Origin of the sequence: Corallococcus exiguus, assembly GCF_009909105.1 — a bacterium.
Lineage (GTDB): Bacteria > Myxococcota > Myxococcia > Myxococcales > Myxococcaceae > Corallococcus > Corallococcus exiguus.
Genome location: NZ_JAAAPK010000002.1, coordinates 989,340 through 1,007,477, shown reverse-complemented (window position 1 = coordinate 1,007,477; position 18,138 = coordinate 989,340). Strand labels below are relative to the sequence as shown.

General features: G+C 65.8%; 11 protein-coding genes and 1 pseudogene. 6 read left to right on the top strand and 6 right to left on the bottom strand.

The features are described from left to right. The first annotated feature begins 173 nt into the window (after positions 1-173). Both GTZ93_RS10515 and GTZ93_RS10510 read left to right on the top strand, forming a co-directional pair. A complete protein-coding gene (locus GTZ93_RS10515; protein ID WP_139915694.1) occupies positions 174-1,253 on the top strand; it encodes a ComEC/Rec2 family competence protein in 1,080 nt (359 codons plus the stop codon). Positions 1,254-1,366: 113 nt separating this feature from the next. Continuing rightward, positions 1,367-2,620, top strand: coding sequence for a polysaccharide deacetylase family protein (locus GTZ93_RS10510; protein ID WP_139915695.1), 1,254 nt, complete (start codon positions 1,367-1,369; stop codon positions 2,618-2,620). Between the two features lie 4 nt (positions 2,621-2,624). On the opposite strand, the gene GTZ93_RS10505 is transcribed toward GTZ93_RS10510, so the two are convergent. Then, positions 2,625-3,722, bottom strand: coding sequence for a hypothetical protein (locus GTZ93_RS10505; RefSeq protein ID WP_139915696.1), 1,098 nt, complete (start codon positions 3,720-3,722; stop codon positions 2,625-2,627). Between the two features lie 238 nt (positions 3,723-3,960). Between GTZ93_RS10505 and GTZ93_RS10500 the strand changes: the two genes are divergently transcribed. Together GTZ93_RS10500 and GTZ93_RS10495 are read left to right on the top strand one after the other, a co-directional pair. Then, positions 3,961-4,137: an FmdB family zinc ribbon protein gene (locus GTZ93_RS10500; RefSeq protein WP_120575395.1), complete on the top strand. Its 177-nt coding sequence runs from the start codon at positions 3,961-3,963 to the stop codon at positions 4,135-4,137. A gap of 58 nt (positions 4,138-4,195) precedes the next feature. Then, positions 4,196-5,305: a CapA family protein gene (locus GTZ93_RS10495; RefSeq protein WP_261778196.1), complete on the top strand. Its 1,110-nt coding sequence runs from the start codon at positions 4,196-4,198 to the stop codon at positions 5,303-5,305. A gap of 49 nt (positions 5,306-5,354) precedes the next feature. Here GTZ93_RS10495 and GTZ93_RS10490 read toward each other — a convergent pair whose 3' ends face one another. After that, entirely contained in the window at positions 5,355-6,011 is a 657-nt protein-coding gene (locus tag GTZ93_RS10490) for a hypothetical protein (protein WP_126933211.1), read from the bottom strand. 351 nt (positions 6,012-6,362) lie between these two features. Here GTZ93_RS10490 and GTZ93_RS10485 point away from each other — a divergent pair, with 351 nt between their 5' ends. Beyond that, a complete protein-coding gene (locus GTZ93_RS10485) occupies positions 6,363-8,429 on the top strand; it encodes a LamG domain-containing protein (RefSeq protein ID WP_257978970.1) in 2,067 nt (688 codons plus the stop codon). Positions 8,430-8,555: 126 nt separating this feature from the next. Here the strand turns inward: GTZ93_RS10485 and GTZ93_RS10480 are convergent, their stop codons facing one another. Then, a complete protein-coding gene (locus tag GTZ93_RS10480; RefSeq protein WP_139915697.1) occupies positions 8,556-9,857 on the bottom strand; it encodes a serine protease in 1,302 nt (433 codons plus the stop codon). A 443-nt stretch (positions 9,858-10,300) separates the two neighbouring features. Further along, the gene (locus GTZ93_RS10475) at positions 10,301-14,137 is read right to left on the bottom strand and encodes a protein kinase domain-containing protein (protein WP_161662759.1); all 3,837 of its coding nucleotides are present in this window, start codon (positions 14,135-14,137) and stop codon (positions 10,301-10,303) included. Between the two features lie 1,000 nt (positions 14,138-15,137). On the opposite strand from GTZ93_RS10475, the pseudogene GTZ93_RS10470 reads away from it, so the two are divergent. Then, positions 15,138-15,530 (top strand): annotated as a pseudogene (locus tag GTZ93_RS10470) (transposase); the annotation flags it as partial. Positions 15,531-15,660: 130 nt separating this feature from the next. Here the strand turns inward: GTZ93_RS10470 and istB are convergent. Further along, positions 15,661-16,443 (bottom strand): IS21-like element helper ATPase IstB, encoded by a 783-nt coding sequence (istB, locus tag GTZ93_RS10465; protein ID WP_139915699.1) that lies wholly within the window; start codon positions 16,441-16,443, stop codon positions 15,661-15,663. Between the two features lie 55 nt (positions 16,444-16,498). Next, entirely contained in the window at positions 16,499-18,082 is a 1,584-nt protein-coding gene (gene istA, locus GTZ93_RS10460) for an IS21 family transposase (protein WP_257978983.1), read from the bottom strand. Between the last annotated feature and the right edge of the window lie 56 nt (positions 18,083-18,138).

Genomic DNA, 18,138 nt, shown 5'->3' with positions numbered 1-18,138 from the left:
AGAGGCTTGTGACTGCGTCACCCTGCCGCCACCGACCGGGCCCACCGTGACGCAATGAGAGTCGCGTCCGACCCCGCCCCAAGGAGTAGGCCTGCGTCACGCGCGTGCACACCGCTCGCGGTGGAGATCATGGTTAGATGGGGGCGTTGGCAACCCAGGCCCTGGAGGTTCGGATGCTTGCCTTGGAGATGCTTCCCGCTCAAGACGGCGACTGTCTACTGCTCGAGTATGGCGCGCCGGAAACGCCCCACCGGATCCTCATCGACGCGGGCCGTCCAGAGACATTCGAGCACTTGAAGGCGCGGATCGAGACCCTTCCTCGGGCGAACCGTCATTTCGAGCTCTTCATCGTGACCCACATCGACGAGGATCACATCGCGGGAGCCATCGACCTGCTGGAGGCACGTGAATCGCTTGGGGTGACGTTTGGAGAGGTCTGGTTCAACGGATGGCAGCACCTGGAGAGTGTCTCCCGCGCTGATGACAAGCTGGGCGGTGTCGCGGGCGAAAGGCTCACTGAGTTGCTGGTCGAGCAGCGCCTTCCGTGGAACCGGCGATTCGCGTCTGGCGCCGTGGTGGTCCCCGATACGGGCCCGCTTCCCGTCCATGCCTTCCAGGGCCTGACGCTCACGGTCCTGACCCCATCCGCGAAGCGCCTGGAGCAGCTCATGCCAGAGTGGGAAGAAGCGGTGATCGAGGCAGGACTCGTTCCCGGCAGGGCCACCGCTCGGCAGCGCTCCGCCGAGGATGACCGGTTGGGCGATCCCTCCTTCGAAGCACTGCTGGAAGTGCCCTTCGAGGGCGACTCGTCGAAGCCGAATGCGAGCAGCATCTCCGTCCTCGCCGAATATCAGGGTTGCCGACTCCTATTGGGCGCGGACGCCTACCCTCAAGACCTCCTTGCGGCATTGCAGCGTCATGCGGCGCCAACGCAGCGGCTTGCTCTTCACGCGTTCAAGATTCCCCACCATGGCAGCCGGAAGAACATCCACGTAAAGCTCCTGCAGAAGCTCTCATGCACCCGATTCCTCGTCTCCACCAATGGCAGCCGCCACAAGCATCCGAACCGCGAAGCCATTGCCCGGGTCATCCAGCATGGTCGAGCGACAGAGGAGCGGGTGGAGTTGTTCTTCAACTACGAAACGGAGTTCAACAAGGTTTGGCGCAATCCCGGCTGGATGCGTGAACACCGATATACCGCCCACTTCCCGCCCGAAGGACAGCAGGGATTACGCATGGTCCTGATGCCCTGAGCATCCAGCACGCGCAGGGGCCGGGCGTTCGGCCCGTCCGCCGATGGCGCCGAGCTGCAGGCGCATGCACAGGTTGTGGGTGAAGTCCTCGTGCACAAGGGGGAGCACCCACCATGGAACCCACGACCCGAGCCACCGCCCTCCTGCCCGGCCAGGTGGTCGTCTCGCTGAACTTCGACGACTGCCTGGCCTCCCAGCTCATCGCGGCCTCCGCCATGGAGGCCCGTGGCATGCGGGGGACGTTCTTCATCAACAGCAGCAGGCTGGGGCAGTCCGGCCGCCTCACGCTCGCCCAGGTGCGAACGCTCCGGGACAAGGGCCATGAGATTGGCGGCCACACGCTGACCCATCCGCACCTCACGGAGCTTTCAGCGGACAACCAGCGCAAGGAGATCTGCAACGACCGGGTCGCCCTGCTGAACGATGGCTTCCGCGTCACGTCCTTCGCCTATCCCTTCGGAGACAAGGACGCGACCACGCGGCAGATCGTCATCGACTGCAACTACAACTCCGCGAGGGAGAGCGGCGGACTGAGGACCTCCTCCACTGGAAGCAGCCCGGCCGCCGAGCCCGTGCCTCCCGCGGACCCGTACGCCATCCGGACCAACGGCTCCGTGCAGGCGACCACCACGCTCACGGACCTGAAGAACTACGTGCTGCACGCCGAGGACTCAGGCGGCGGCTGGGTGCCCATCGTCTTCCACCACATCTGCGGGCCCTGCGACCCACCGCAGACCTATTCCATCTCACCCGCCAACCTGACGGCGTTCATCGACTGGCTGGCCACCCGCGCCTCGCGAGGCACCACCGTGGCCACGATGGACGCAATCATCGGCGGAGTGCTCAAGCCCCCGGTGAGCTGGCCCCCCGCGCAGCTCTTGAAGAATCCGTCGCTCGAAGCGGACAGCAACGGCGACGGGACCCCGGACTGCTGGCAGCGCGGCGGCTTCGGGAACAACACCTTCACGTGGAACCGGACGTCGGACGCTCACGGAGGCAGCTGGGCGCAGCAGGTGCGCATCACGCAGATCACCGACGGAGACCGGAAGCTCATCACCCGTCAGGACGACAGCAGCTGCACGCCCACGCCGACCACGGGACATCACTACCGGATCACCGCCTGGTACAAGGCCACCACGCAGGTGCGGTTCAAGGCGTACTACCGCACCAGCGCGGGAGCCTGGACCTACTGGTCCCAGGGGCCACTGTTGCCCCCGAAAAGCAGCTACACCTTCGCCGAGTGGACCACGCCCGCCACGCCCTCCGCGGCGAAGGCCCTCAGCGTGGGCCTGTCCATCGACCAGGTGGGCACGCTGACGATGGACGACTTCACGCTCGCCGACATGGAGGCGACCGCGTCCGTGTAGGGCCTCAGCCTTCGAGCTGCTCCGCCGTGAGGCATCCCGCCGCGAGGTCCAAATCCTCCAGCGGGATGCGCTGGATGTGTTCGCGGGGCTCGTCGACCTTGTCGCGGTACTTGTCCGAGCCGCTCTCGTAGGTGACCCAGATCTCACCATCGATGATGTTCACGCCCTGGGCGTAGGGGTCGATGAGCCCGTTGCCGATGTCCACCCGCTTGTCGATGTCCGCCGAGAAGGTGTCCTCGGTGGACGTGAACGGCTGGTAGATGAGCTTCTTGTCGCCCGTGGTGAAGATGATGCCGCCATCGACGACGGTCATTCCCTGCGCGCGGTCCGGAGCGCGGATGGGGCCCTCGCGAGAGTCCTCGATGAGGGCGCCGGTCTTCTCGTCGATCTCGTACCGCCAGACGGCACCCGCCTTGCCATCGCCGTCCTTGCTGTAGCCACCGATGTACGCGTAGCCGTCCTTCACGGTCATGAAGCTGCCGGCGGAGACCAGGCCGATGCCCGTGGCCGGATCCGTGAGGCCTTCAGGCTTGGGGACATCCATGACCTGGGAGGGCATGGCCTCGCGGCACTCGTTCTGGGCGGCCTCGATCTCCTCGCGCGTGTAGACGTAGATGTGATCCGTGTCGGAGACATAGACGTTGTCGCCATCCGTGGAGACGCCGCCACCATGGCTGGGAGGACCCGCGGGAGGCGGTCCACCGAGCACGGCCTGATGCGTCTCCTTCCCCGAGTCCTTGTCCTGCACCGACAGGAGCACCCGGTGGTCGTCGTTGTAATAGGTCGTGAGCACTTCACCGCGCCCGGCGTCGTAGCCCTGGCCCTGCGGAGTCCATCCAGCGTCCAGGTGGATGAACTCAGGGCCGACCTTCTCCCCCTTGCTCGCCTTCGTCAGTGGCGAATCCACGCTCGCGGCAGCCGCGGCCGACGGAGTGTTCCCGTAGCCGCTGAGGTTCACGGGGCTGGCCTTCGCCGCGTCCACACCGTCCTGGAAATACGGCGCGGCGGAGGGAGGAGGCGTGGGCGGAGCCGGAGGAACCGGAGGCTTCGTGACCGCGGCCTGGATCGTGGTGACGACCTGGCGGATGAGGGAGCTGATCAAGGGCCTGCCTCCAGTTGAAGGTGCTTGAGGGCATGAATCCTACACGACGGATTGGTTGCATCTCACCCGCCGGCCCGGGGGAATTGTCGGCACTCGACGACTCGGAGTTTCCACTTCCATATCCTGTAAAATGTTCCAGGCGGCGGGCCCGACCTGGCGCGCCTACGGCTGGATGGCACCTCGTGACCTGCCACCTGCCGATGGTGGACCGCATCTTCCTTCAAAGGGGGAGCACGCCATGCCCATCTACGAGTTCTTCTGCCGCAAGTGCCAGGAGCCCTTCACCGCATTCATGACCATCCAGGAGCACGACGAGCGAGCACCGAAGTGCCCGCGTGGCCACGACGCGAAAGAGGTGGAGAAGCGCATCTCGTCCGCCCATGCCGTGACCACCAAGAAGTCGGCCACCTACTGAGGCACTCGGGGCACCCTGCTCTTCGTCGATGATGACTCCTGGCCAGCAAGACAAGAGGTTGGTTTCCCTCTTCCTCTGCGGCGACGTGATGACAGGCAGAGGCATTGATCAGGTGCTACCCCACCCTGCTCCACCCGGCATCCATGAGTCCTACCTGCACGATGCCCGGGACTACGTCGCGCTCGCCGAGGAGCGCAACGGCCCCATCCGCAAGCCCGTCGGCTTCGGTGAAATCTGGGGGGACGCGCTCGCAGCGTTGGAGCACGCCGCGCCCGACGTGCGGATCATCAACCTGGAGACGAGCATCACCACGAGTGAGCAGTGGTGGCCCGACAAGGGCATCCACTACCGCATGCACCCGGAGAATGCCGAATGCCTCACGGCGGCCCGAATCAGTTGCTGCGCGATGGCGAACAACCACGTGCTGGACTGGGGATACCCGGGGCTGGCGCAAACACTGTCCACCCTCCGCCGTCTGGGAATCGCCACCTCAGGGATGGGTGAGGACCTGGAGGAGGCCCAGCAGCCCGCGCTCCTGGCTGTAGGGACCGGGCGGCGAGTCGTGGTGTTTTCGTGCGGAGATGTCAGCAGCGGCATTCCGCCATCATGGGCGGCGAGGAAGGACAGACCGGGCGTGGACCTGCTGCCCGACCTGTCCCCCACCACGGCGAGGCACCTGGGCAAACGGGTGGCGGACCTCAAGCGCGAAGGCGACGTCGTCATCGCCTCCATCCACTGGGGCGAAAACTGGGGCTACACGGTGCCACGGGCGCAGCGGGACTTCGCCCATGCACTCATCGACGAGGCTGGCGTGGACGTCGTCCATGGCCACTCCTCGCACCACCCTCGCGGCATCGAGGTCCACCACGGCCGCCTCATCCTCCATGGCTGCGGCGACTTCCTGAACGACTACGAAGGCATCCTTGGCCACGAGGAATACCGACCGGACCTGGCCTTGATGTACCTGGCGTCAGTGGACCCGGCGAACGGCCGGCTCGCCAGCCTGCGCATGCTCCCCATGCAGCTGCGCCAGCTCCGACCCCACCGGGCCTCGCGACGGGACGCCGAATGGTTGTGCGAAGTCCTGGGCCGCGAGGGACGCCGGCTGGCACCCCGGACGCGGGTGGAGCTGGAAGGCAACGGGGCCCTCCTCCTGCAATGGGGGTGAGCTCCGGGAACAGCTGGATGACTCACGAGCCCCGGCGCCGGAGGCTCCATCACTTCGCGCAGAGGGCGAAGGTGACCGCGCTGTCGGAGAAATACTCCTCCTGGGAACCCCATGCGCCGTGGAAGGTGTGTCCCTCGACGCCCGACGTCTTGTACATGCGATAGCAGCCCGCCTCCTTCCGCGCATACGAAGTGCGGGTGCTCGCGAACACCTCCAGCGTGATGCGGTCACCGCCATCCACCGCGACCACCCCGGCGGCGTGGTAGGGGGAGGTCCCCTCCGTGTCCCACTTCATGTTGACGATGACATAGGCCTGGCCCGCGAGCGGCGCCGCATTGTCATTGCTTCCCCTGCCCTTGAGCAGGGATTGGGCGACGAGAACGTTTTCCAGCTTGCTGTTCCCGAAGGCGGAGCCATTCTCCACGCTCTTGCTGCGCGTCGCTCCTTCCTTCGGGTCGAACAGCGACTGATGCATGATTTCTTCGGCGGTGTGCAGGCAGTCCTTGATGAACGTCGTGGAGACGTAGGGGACGTAGGTCTTGCTGCTGAACAAGGTGTCGTTCAATCCCTGCTTCCGGTACACGACGCTGTTCAACGGGGCGGCTGTCGCGAAAATCACCTGCCCATCCCAGCCATCCGGGATGAAGCAATTGCCGTTCTCCGACATCCATCCCTCCATCCCTTTCTTCAATTCCACCCGATTCATGTGGCGTCTCCTCGTGAAGTGGCCGCGGGGGCTGTCCGCCCGCGCCGGCAGCAAGGCCCGCTGATTATAGACAGGAATTCTCCACGCTCGGCGCTTGCTGGCTGGGATGTCGCGGACCACCCAACCCCATACAACACGTGCTCATGCCGGGTCTGTCTACCTTACGGGCCCTGGCGTCGGGACGCTTGGGCATGGCGTGCCGTGCGTCCCAGACTGACTCGGCTGCGTCATGCCGGGACGCAAGCGGCGGGATCGCACCGCGCCCCCCAGAGGAGAGGTCAGGCGCCGCGCGCTGGCGCGCTCCTTGCTCTTCGCGGCGGCGGTCCTTCCCCACCCCTGGAGCCCCCCATCATGAGACCCATGTATCAGTACGGTGCCGCCGACGTTCGCTACGGCCAGCGCATCCAACTGGGCACGTCCACCCCCATCAACAACTCTGGCACCTCGTCCTACTCCATCGGTTTCTGGGTTCGTCCTCGGACCCCTGCCTACGACGGATTGCTGCTGTCGATGGGGACGGACTGGTCCATCGGGCTTCACGGCATGCAGCTGACGCTCGACATGCCGGGCCTCAATGCGCCGCGGTGCGCGGAGGTCGAACTGCTGCCGGAGCAGTGGCAGTACATCCTGTACGTCTGGCAGTGGACCGGCACTGGCGCCGGCAACTACACGCTCTACGCGAACGGCACGCCCGTCATCGAGGGGAGTGCCACGGGAGTCATCATCACCGAAAGCGTCTTCACCCTGGGGGGCACCACCGACGCGCAGTTCTGCAACGTCGCGTTCTGGTCCACCGCGTTCACCGGCGAGGAGTGCCAGCCGGTGTGGGACGTGCCTCCGCCGGGCCCGTCACTCACCGCCTGCTACAGCTTCAGCGACGGGTCCACCGGGGACGTCTCCGGACACAACCGCCCGGCCGCGATCTTCCAGGGCGGCGCGCACGTGACGATGCTCGCCCCCGCCCTCCGGGTCGTCAACGCGGCGGTCCAGCCTTCACCGCGAGACAACCTCACCGTGGTGGCCAACGGCGGGCCCTTCAGCGTGCAGGCGTGGTTCAACGCGGATGCCCCCTCCGACTTCCAGCTGAGCGACCGTACGCTGTTCGCGTGCCGGGACCGCGACACCCGGGATGGCATCGCCCTGGGCCTGCGGTGGGACAATGGCGCGTTCGACGTCTGCCTCAAGTCCCTGTCGGGATCGAGCGGTGCGAGCTGGGAGCAGGGAGCCGCGCTGCCCGCGGGTGGGTGGCACCACCTGGCGATGACCTACGACGGGAGCGCCACGGTGCGGATCTTCCTGGATGGCAACTCCGTTGCGGCCATCGGCACCACGCTGCCTTCGGTGGCCAGCCCTGTCTGGGTGTTCGGCGCGGACCCCGATGCCAGTGTCGCGGGTGGGGCGGTCCACGACTTCCAGGGGCACCTGCAGGCGGTGGGCCTGTGGTCGCGCGAACTCCCCCAGAACGAACTCCAGCACTACATGTCGAGCGACCCCTCCGACGCGGACGGCTGCGTGGCGTACTACGCCTGGAACGCGCTCGGCCTGGCCAACCAGGTGACCGGCAATCCGCCGTCGTTGCTCAACACGGCGACGCCCTCGCTCGTCGCCACGCCGCCCTCCGACTCCACGCCGCCGCCCGGGGCGCCGTCCACGACCACGCTGGTGGCGGTGCCTCGCCCCTCCGCGGGCCTCCAGCCCTCCGTCCGGTGGGCCACGGAGGAGGTGGCCCTCCCCGCGCAGAGCCCGCTCTCGGGCGAGCAGGTGGACGCACTCATCGCTTCCTACGAGCAGGTGCTGGCCTCCGTGCCGGGCGCGATGAAGGACCGGCTGCGCTCACTCTTCCGCAACAACCTCCACCTGGGGTTGTCACGCGGCAACGGGCCCGGGGGCCTGCCGGTGGGAAGCATCGCCGGAAAGGTCGAGGGCAAGCACTACGTCTTCTATCACCACACCGCGCAGGGCCCGGTGGAGTGCGACCGGATGGAGCTGACGGTCGACACCGAGTGCATCGGCTGGGTCATCTCCGTGGCCTCGACCTGCGTGTGCCTGCTGCTGGCGGTGGTAGGGCTGGGCTACTCGGCGACCCAGGTGGTCAAGGCCGCCAGGCCGCTCATCACGGAGAGCACGTCGCTGCTCCGGACGCTGGGGGCCGCGGCGCAGCAGGGAGCCATCGATGGCTCCACCGTCATCCGGATCATCAAGGCGCTCTACCTCGGAGGGACCCTCGGCAAGATCTTCGGGGCGGCGCTGACGGGCAGCTGGTTCACCATCGCCCTCAACTGCGCGTCGCTCATCCTGATGGTCGTCGGCCTGTTCACGACCGGTGGCGCGTACCTGGCCGTCGTGCTGGCGCAGCTCGTGCTCAACATCGCCGTGCTGATCGCCGTCATCGCCCAGAAGCCATCCAACTGCTGCTGAGCGCTCGTCACGCTCCGGCCCCCGCCAGGATGGCTGGCGGGGCGAGGATCGCCCTCGTGCTGCCGGAGTGAAGGAGACCGGTGCGGGCGGTGACGGACGCCACCGCCCGCTTGGGTCCTTCAGGGACTACTGGACGGTGTACGCCACCGTGCCGCTGCAGCTCCCGCTGGAGTAGCAGCCGGCGCGGATCTGGTAGGTGCCCGCCGTCGTAGCCTTGAAGCTGGCGTAGGACAGCGTGCCGCAGGCGTCGTCGTTCGAGACCACCAGGGAGGTTCCGTTGTACAGGCGCAGGTACGTGTCACCCGTGCCGGTGGCGCCCGGCACCGTGCAGGTGCCGAACTTGAGGGTCTGCCCGGCGGCCAGGGTGACGTTGTGGTTGACGGTGTTCTGGTTGGCGCTGTTGGTGTTGGTGGCGGTGAAGGTGAACGTCACCGGCGTCGCGGGCGGCGGGTAGCCCGCACACAGGCGCGTGCTGGTCGCCACGCCGCAGTACTCGTCGATGGCCGGCCGAACGTAGGTGATGTCCTCGCCGCGGCAGCCCGTCTCCGTGCAGGTGTTGACGACGCTGCAGCTCCCGTTGGCCTTGTAGTCGGTCTCGCCGCGCACCAGGATGCCGGCCACCGTGTAGCCGTTGTTCTCGTACACGCCCGAGCCCGAGTTGCCGCCGAACGTGTCCGTGGTGCCCACGAAGTAGTCCAGCGTGCCCGCGCGCGCGTCACGCACCGAGCCGCCCGAGTCGATCTTGAAGGGGATGCCGCTGCCCGAGCCGATGACCGTCACGTTGGTGCCCACGGGCAGCGCGGCGTTGCCCGCGCGAATGGGGGCGGGCGTGAAGCGCGGGGTGGCCGCCCGGTCCAGCCGGACGATGGCGAAGTCCAGGTTGCGACCGCCCACCGTGGCCTGCTGGCGCGCGACAATCGCCTGGCAGGAGAAGATGTCCGCGGTCGTCACCGTCTGCATGGCGCCGGCGGCGGTGCGGTAGAAGTTGAAGACGAAGCGCGTGCTGGTGCAGGCCGACGCGCTGGTGATGCAGTGGCCCGCCGTGAGCACCAGGTCATCGTCGATGAGCGTGCCGGAGCAGAAGGCCGGGGTCAGGTCGTCCAGGAAGCGCTCGGAGGTGCAGAGGTTGTACGCGGAGCGCAGCGTGGACCCGTTGAAGGTGACGTTGTTGGGGTTGGTCGCGTTGAAGTCCGAAGGGTTCATCAGCGCGACGGTGGACTGCTGAGCGCGGGCGCGCAGCGTGGCGTTCGCGTGCGCGTACACGTCCGTGCGGTTGTCGGTCCCGTAGACGACGGGCTGCTTCTCCGTGCCCACGGGAGCGCTGTCGGTGGGCTCGGCCTCGGGGGCCGGACCACAGGCCACGAGGGAGAGGGTACACAGCAGCGTTCCAAGCAGCGTCCTACGGCCGGAAGTCCGGGGGATTCGCATGTGCTGAACACTCCTTGAGGGTGAGGACCGCCCGCCTGGGGGCGAGCAGCGGACCGCATGCTCGCGCCAAACACGCACTCTCCGCAACATGACCTTAACGAGGACTCACCGCTGTCCCGGAAGCTCCAGTATACGGGGGGGGAGGTTCATGATTCCTGCGGGAATGGACTTCGTTCCCGCTCCGGCGAACAGCGCGCCGCGCTCTTGAGCCCCCATCCGCTCCAGCGGAACGAAGGAACCGGCATCCCGAGGCCCGACGCGATCGGACCGCGTTCAAGGGCTTGAAATGGATATTCGCGTAACGAGGCCCAATGCAGTCGCCACGCTCCGGAAGCATGCCAAAGGGCACTGCGCCCCGTCGTTCCAGGCCGCCTCGAACTTGAGTCCTGGGCTTGATGACCCAGTCGTAAACCGACGAGCGCAGCGCACGGTCCTGTTCGCGTTCAGGCGCTCGCAGGGGCTGGCGCCAGCCAGAATCGCAGCAACTCCTGCAGCCCTCGAACGCCCAATGCCCGCTCCAAGAGTCCGACTACATGCTCTACCGCCATACGCAGCAAGGCCGGGTCACCTCCCCTCATGCCGAAGCTACTCGGCCTGTTCAGACAGCGATAAGCGTTTCTGAGAATCTCATCGAATCGGGCCCCGTGCGCACTAGCATTGCGCAGGACACCGACGGCCTGCGCCTGCACACACACAAAGGGGCGCACAGCGTCCGGAAGCTGCGCCCGATGGGGATATTTACCAACGACATTCAGCGTGACTGTCTCTCCAGAGAATTGATTACGCAGCAGCGGGTGTTGCTCCGACACATAGGCCTCAAAGATGTTCTCTAGAAATTCCGCAATACAGGCGAGCTTGGACTCAGCTCGGCCAATGAGTCCATGCCGGCACGCCCAGATGTCCCCCTGCGCACGCTCCAGCAAGCGCTGGTACTTCCCTAAAAGACTCGCACCGAGAGACTGAACCTCCCTCAGCATCACGCTCCGTCGAGCATCTTCTTGAGCCCTTCCCTCCTCAGCCAGGAAGAACTGAGCGGCTTGTTCGAGCGAGGGCCGCGTTTCGGGACGCTGTGCAGTCATTCCCTCCACGAACTCCCGCAGGCGTGATGCCGTGGCGGATGGCGCCAAGCACACCTTAAGCGTCTTACCAAGCGAATAGAGATCAGCACGCGACGTCCAGTTCTGCCCCGCGACGACTTCCGGCGGTACGAAATCCGGTGAACCCACGAATGTGGGCCCCCCACGCTGCAATTCCGCCACCGCTCGCGCCAATCCGAAATCGATGAGCACTGGCTTTCGGTCATCCACCCGAACAAGGACGTTCTCAGGCTTGATGTCCCGGTGAACCACCTGCAGCTTTTCAAGTGTTCGAAGGACGGCCACGAGGCACGAACCGGTCTTGAGCGCGGCCAGCTCCGAGAGAGAGCCCGGCATGAGCGACTCACCACGAATCCACTCATAGACAACGACTCCTAAATGGGAGTCCTGCGCGTCAATACCCACCCGCATCATGTGCGGGAGCGCTCGGAGCACTTGGTGGTTCTCCTGCTGAGAGAGACTCGAGATTCGCTGGAGCAGTCTCACTTCACTCTGAAAGCGCTGATGGGCCTTCTCGTTGTCGAGCTTCACGCAACGGACCGCGACCTCGCGGCCACCTTCTGTCGCGGGATAGACCCGAGCTTGGCTTCCTTCGAAGATCTTCGCGGCCTCAGTAGGCACCTCGCTGGGGCGCTCAATTCTCGGAAGGCCCAGCCGGCTAAGGGCCTCGCGCTCTCGAGGCTCGCTGAGCGGTTGGGGCCGGGCAGCACGCAACTGCAGGAAGCGCTCAAGCATGGGAAGCTGGACAGTTCCATCCTCACGGAGCACCTGTGCATCGCGTAGGATTTGGACGCACTCATCCACCCGGTCCGGTGAGATTTCAATGTCGCCCGCCCACTGCCGCAGCGTGGAAAGCGCGCGATCCCGCACTGATTCGTCTCCCGTGGAGAGGGCCTTTGCCCAAGCCAGTGCTACGGGATAAGTTTCGCTGGGCCTCCAATCATTAAGGTTGTCACTTTCGTTAAGCACGTCGCGAACGTAAGTCCACACATCCGCGGCACCCTCCTGATAGTTCCTAACGATCTGCTCAGCAGCCCTGTCAACATCCTGCTCGACAAACCAAGTGCGCTTTTCCCCAAAACAAATACTTTGCACCGCCTGAAGCAACCTATTGAGAATAAAAAGGTTACCAGCGAGCGCGGCAAGGCGCGCCCGGGCTTCTGACGAACTTTGCAATCCTCCCGCAGCGAATGAACGAAGCAGGGGGAGCAAATCCTCCTCTTTGAGCGACGAGGCTTCGAAAGCAGCGGGGATGGAAGCAAGCAGGTTGGCGCCCATCAACTTACGCATATGAAGTTGGCCGACCAGTCCGAGCTTGATAGCTGCTCGTCCCTCCCCTGCTATGCCCCAGGAGTGCTCCAGCCGAGCCTTTAGCCGCTCCCCAAGTAGGTACGAGTGGCCGCTTCGCACGGCGGCCAGGGAGAAGAGTGCCTGCGCTTCGTCAATGACGATGTAGATGGCTCGGATTGGCAGTTTTCCCTCTCCTTTCCGAGCCGCCTCTTCACGCACCTGATGGAAGGCCTCTGCCGTAGGCAGGATACCGTCCTCCAACTCCATCTTCACAGGCCTGTTGAAGCGCACGGAGATTTGCTCCGCCACCGCTTTCCAGATGGAGGCGATGTCCGGATATTCCGTGGCAACAACAAGGGGGAGCACCACAACATCCTGAAAGGTCTGCGCCCGCTCCAGCAACCCCTTGAGCAGGGTCGTCTTCCCATATCGCCTCGGACCACAGATATAGAAGGAACGGTTCCCGCCTTGGACTTCCCGCTGTAGATCCTGAAAGCAGCCCTCCACGCCCAATGGGCGCGACTCCATCACTTCGACAGGAATGTTGTCGTGAAACGGAGACTCAAAAGGCACCTGATTAAGCTGCAGTTCCTGCCAATTGAGCTCCTTGCCATCATGACCAAAGGGCCAAATCAGATCAGGCGAGCTCATATGGAGTTTCACAGAAACACTTCGGCGCGCAGAGGAAAGCTGCTCGACCCGTGATCGCAAGATGGGAATCACTACTTCCAGATCATGCGTTTCCGCGCCCTGGGGGATGCGAAACTCCTGCCGGGAGACCGCTTCCAGCCAAGCAGTCGGCGTGTCACGGAGGTCACCCGTCAGCTCTACCTGCAACCCGACCTCAAGTTGCGCTGGGGCAGGGCTTTCGAGAACCACCCGCACGGGCAGGCTCACCCGGCCATACGGTTCACCAAGCACGGGAGGTTGCCATACCAGATCAGCGGCATAGGTGGTCGCGGTCAGTCCCACCTTACGAGAGAGCGGATGGCGCAGGTCCCTCACCTTGACCCGGAGTGCGGGGGAAGGCGTCTTCTCCTCGATGCTGAGCGAAGGGTATGAATGAAGCTTACGAACCTTCTCCAGACTCGCCAAGTCTGGGATCAAATCTGCCAAAGGGCTTCTGACTGCACGTTCTATATCCGAAAGGATTACCTCTGCCTCGACCGGTATCGTGGCCAAGGCAGACATCAAATCCTCCGCAGCCTTCGCGTGCAACCGGGACTTGAGCGCGTCCGCCCGCTGAGAATGTGCCTCTGCCAGCTCAATCCGGACCCATGCCTGGGACATACCGATGTTAGCGCGCAGCTCCTTGAGCACTTCCTCGCTCAGGCGATTCCGAAGTGCCTCAAGCCGAGGAAGCCATCGTGCCTCGACCTCCGCAGTACGCAGGCGCATTTCCACAGCCGCCTGAAGACGTTCCAGCCACGGGCCCGTGGCGTCCTTGGGCTCAGGAACTCCGCGGACATGACGCCTGATCTCTTCGTCCCGAGTCTCCAGCCAAGCCACGCACTGCAACATCTCACTGCAGACATCTGGCTCAGAAACCAGGGCAATAAGCACCCGAGCACGAGAATTATGCGTGGGAGTCTGGAGAGACCGCGGCCAGACCCAGCTCGGAAGTCCCGCTCGCTCGATACGTTCCAGCGTCTGTGCCACTGAGGTAATCTCATTTAGATCTGATCGGGAATTAAACGCCTCGACGAGGTCTCCCGGGATGGCATCCGACACTTTCAAGTCAAGCACGCGAATGATACGCGCAACGTTCGCCTCGCGGGCCCGAAGGACTTCGGGCTCAAGATCTGATTCCACGAGCCTCTGGAGCGTCACCAAGAGCGATTTGGCGGAGGCATTGCGTTCCTCCTGAAGCGCCACGGAGAAGGGTAAATTCATCCAGGACGCCTGTTGCCTGCACAGAACGTCCCAGGCCTGGGCCACACGGTCCCAGCCTGGACGGGCTGCAGCCCTGAGCGCCTCCAACCGCTGCTGCTGGTGTCTTGGGACCGCAGAGGCGATTGCCGCCACCGGTGTGGAGTGCGACACGGCGATCGCAGCGGCCGGACGCACCTCCACAGGCTGTGGAACAGGAATGGGCACTGCGGGAGCTGCGCCTCCGCTAGGGGATGAAACGACCAGCGCCACTGAAGGCCGCACTGCGGGTGTTTCGGTCTTTGGTGGCGCAGGGACTACTTTCTGCGTTGCAGCTGCAACCGTGAGGATAGCTGCATTGGCCTTTTCAGGTTGAGCCCTGCGCACCTCGGGATGCGCGGATACCTTCGCGATGACCCGCCGGAGGAGGGCCGTCGCATTGCGTACTTGGCTGTCCGTGCGGGCCCCGTTCTCCAGAGCTAGTGACTGAAGCGCACGTATAAGGTCAGGCGACTGCATCAACTCCCGCAGTGGCCGACAGGAGCTAAGCCGATGACAAAGCGTTTCGTAGGAGACCGGGCTACTCTGGTCGAAGCCTGCGAGGTGTTTTCTGGCCAGAGCACGCGCTGCGGACACTTCGCTTTCAATCGGTCGCACGGTCCAGATCCACGTCCCCCCCTTAGCGGAGACGCGCGTCATGCACGCCCGGCTCAGAGAACAGTGATTCCATCAGATCAAGCCTAGGTCCGGCTAGGCCCTATCCGATGGAAGTAGGGCCGCCAGCTGTTGCTCCTGCGGGGATGCCCGTCGACATGAGGCGCTATGAGTTGAACGGGCGGCAGTGGGGGGGCTTTGGCTCCTCTGTGGCCAAAGCAGGACCGGAACAGAGCGTGCAAGGACCACCGCGTCATCCCCCGGTGTCAGGGAAGTTGTCGCCTCGGCTGAGCGGCCGGGCTGACCACGCCATGGGGGCGAGAGCAGGCAGGACGCAGTGCCGTACACAGATGCATTCAAGTCGCAGATGGTGAAGGGCCCGGTGAAGGGCTGCTTCCTCTACCTGTACCTCGTGGTGGACGTCTTCAGCCGCCGCATCATGGGCTGGCACGTCCCTGAGGAGGAGTCCTCCACGCATGCCGCAGCCCTCATCCGCGACAGCTGGCGCGAGGCAGGCTGCCCCGAGGGCCTGGTGCAGCACTCGGACAACGGCGGCCCCATGAAGGGCGCCACGATGCTGGCCACGCTGCAATGGCTGGGCGTGGCCCCGTCCTTCAGCCGGCCCCGCGTCTCGGACGATAACGCTTTCTCCGAAGCCCTTTTCCGGACGCTGAAATACCGCCCCTGCTTCCCCCAGCGAGCCTTCGCGTCGACGCAGGATGCGCACGCGCGGGTAGCGCGTTTCGTCGCCTGGTACAACACTCTCAAGGCTCGGCTAATCAGGTCGCTATTCGGTCCGGCCAATGAGGTCCGGACGTGAGGAGCCCGGGAAGCGTGACGGCGTGGACCGCGCGGGTTCGGCCAAACCGGTCCGGCAGGGGCTCCGCCAGGTGTCAGCGTGCGGGAGTCTCGACCTGGGCCGCGCGCGGTGCGCGGGTGCGCTTGGCGAGTGGCGGGTTGCGGTAGCTGTCACCCTCGATGGTGAGGACGTGGGAGTGGTGCAGCAGCCGGTCCATGGCGGCTCTGGCCAGCAGTGCGTCACCAAACAGCGGCGGCCACTCCTCCAGGGCGCGATTGGAGGTGATGCAAGTGGCCGCGCGTTCGTAGCGACGGCGGACAATCTCGTACAAGTCGATGCCCTCCTCACCCGTGAGGGGCCGCAGTCCGAGGTCGTCGACGATGAGCAGGGCTGGCGCGGTGAAGCGCAGGAGGCGTCGCTCGTAGTTGTTGTCGGCGCGTGAGGCGCGCAACTGCGTGAGCATGTCGTGGGCGCTCACGTAGAGGACGGCGTGGCCGGCGCGACAGGCTCGCTGGCCCAGCGCCTGGGCGAGGTGACTCTTGCCGACGCCCGCCGGCCCCACTACCAGCACGTTCTCGTGCCGCTCGACAGAGGTGCAGGTGCCCAGTTCCAGCACCTTGGTGCGCGGGACGGAGGTGTTGAAGGAGAAGTCGAAGTCCTCCAATGTGCTGGGCCGTTCGAAGGCGGCACGGCGCATGCGCACGTCCAACTGCTTGCCGTCGCGCCGCTCCACCTCGTCGGCCAGCAGTCGGTAGAGGAATTCCGTCAGCGACAAGTTGGCGTCGGCCGCCTCGCGGCAGCGCACCTCGAGGGACTGCAGCAGCCCGGACAGGCGCAGCTTCTTCAGCACGGGGACGAGTTCGTCATAGGTACTCATGCGGGGGGGGATACTCCTTGAGCGGGGTGGGACGGCGGGGACAGGCAGGGGGGCGCTAACGCAGCAGCGTGCGCACGTCGCGCGCGTAGCGGGGAGCCGGCGGCGTAGCAGTGGCGGCGGGCGTGGCGATGGCCAGGTGCCCGTCCTGGGGCAACGGCTGCAAGTCCAGACCGCGGCGCAGGATGTCCTTGAGGCCCTGGTAGCGCAGGTTGCCGAAGTGCAGCGCCCGGCGGCATGCGGCCTCGGCTCGCTCGCGCGGGAAGCCTTCCAGGTGCACCACCATGGCCTGCACGCAGCGCAGCTGGCTGAGGACGTCATCCGCGTCGAAGACGGCGCGCACGTACGCCTCGGTGTGAGGGCCCAGCCGGGCCGCCCGTGTCTCCCAGTGGCTGCGGCTGCGGTGGCGCAGGGCCGCGCGCGCCTCGGGCAGGTGCGTTTCCACGGTACTGCGGTGGCCCTCGCCGCGTAGGGGGTGGGTAGCCACGCGCTCGTCCTGGGCGTACACGCGCACGTCGTGGGCCGTGACGCATAGCCAGACGCGCTGGCCGATGAGACGCCAAGGCACCGAGTACAACCGTCGGCCGTACATGACGTGGGCATCGCGGTGCACGCAGGCCTCGTGCCACACCTCGGGCGCCCACGCGGCTGCCGGCAGCGCACGCAGCGCCGAGGCCTCCTGGAAGAGGAGGCGCGGCTGACGCCCCGTCGTGCCGTGCACGCGCACCGACGCCACGTCCCGCAGCCAGCGCTGCAGGGCGGCCTCGCACTCGCGCGCGTCCTCTCCGGCCCTCCCGGCGAAGAAGTTGCCCTTCACGTAGCGCACGCCCGCCTCCACCTTGCCCTTCTTCTCTGGGGCACGGGGTGGAGCCGGGTCGACGATGAAGCCGTAGTGGCGCGCCAGCGCGCGGTAGCTGCGCTGCAGGGCCCTCTCCCCGTCCACCCCGAAGGCCGCGCGCACTACCGCCGCTTTGAGGTTGTCGGGCACCAGGCAATGAGGCACGCCACCGAAGTACTCGAAGGCGGCCTCGTGACAGCGCAGCCACGTCTCCACGCGCTGGTCGAACACCCGCGTGGCGAAGAGGTGGCGGCTGTAGCCGAGCACCATGACGAACACCCAGGTGCGCCGCAGCGCCCCCGCGTCCGCGTCGTACAGCCGGCCCACCTCGCCGAAGTCCACCTGCGCCACCTCGCCCGGTGCCGTCTCCACCGGGATGGCGACGTCCTCTTCACTCACGCCCTGTGCCCGACGCACGCTGCCCACCAGGCGTTTGACCGCCGAGAGGCTGCCTACCGGCTCCCCTGCCTCCATCCGCAGCCGGGTGAAGATGGCCTGCGGCTGCAGTCCCTTCGCCACCCACGCCTCCACCTGGGCGCGGTGCGCCTCCATGCTGGATGTCTGCTGGGGCGCTGGCGGGGCCGCGGGCCGCGCCGCCAGCACCGCGGCCTTGAGCACCTCGAGCTCGGGCAGCACCTGCGCGTCGCCCTGCAGCAGCCCCGCCGCCTCCAGCACGCGCCGGTAGCCGCGCTCCACGTCCACGCCCATGCGCAGCACCCGGGCCACTTGCCGCGCGGGCGTGCCCAGGCGGTGCAACCGCACCAATTCCTGCAGCCGGTCCATCTCCACTCTCCGGTTACTCACGCCACTTCCCTTTCCAAGGGAAGCCAGCGTGGCCTGTCGGCGGACACCCGAGTGGA

Bases quoted from the DNA above. Each gene is read 5' to 3' on its own strand.
- GTZ93_RS10475 (WP_161662759.1), bottom strand. From the start codon at position 14,137: ATGAATTTACCCTTCTCCGTGGCGCTTCAGGAGGAACGCAATGCCTCC.
- GTZ93_RS10480 (WP_139915697.1), bottom strand. From the start codon at position 9,857: ATGCGAATCCCCCGGACTTCCGGCCGTAGGACGCTGCTTGGAACGCTG.
- GTZ93_RS10485 (WP_257978970.1), top strand. From the start codon at position 6,363: ATGAGACCCATGTATCAGTACGGTGCCGCCGACGTTCGCTACGGCCAG.
- istB (WP_139915699.1), bottom strand. From the start codon at position 16,443: ATGAGTACCTATGACGAACTCGTCCCCGTGCTGAAGAAGCTGCGCCTG.
- GTZ93_RS10515 (WP_139915694.1), top strand. From the start codon at position 174: ATGCTTGCCTTGGAGATGCTTCCCGCTCAAGACGGCGACTGTCTACTG.
- GTZ93_RS10500 (WP_120575395.1), top strand. From the start codon at position 3,961: ATGCCCATCTACGAGTTCTTCTGCCGCAAGTGCCAGGAGCCCTTCACC.
- GTZ93_RS10490 (WP_126933211.1), bottom strand. From the start codon at position 6,011: ATGAATCGGGTGGAATTGAAGAAAGGGATGGAGGGATGGATGTCGGAG.
- GTZ93_RS10510 (WP_139915695.1), top strand. From the start codon at position 1,367: ATGGAACCCACGACCCGAGCCACCGCCCTCCTGCCCGGCCAGGTGGTC.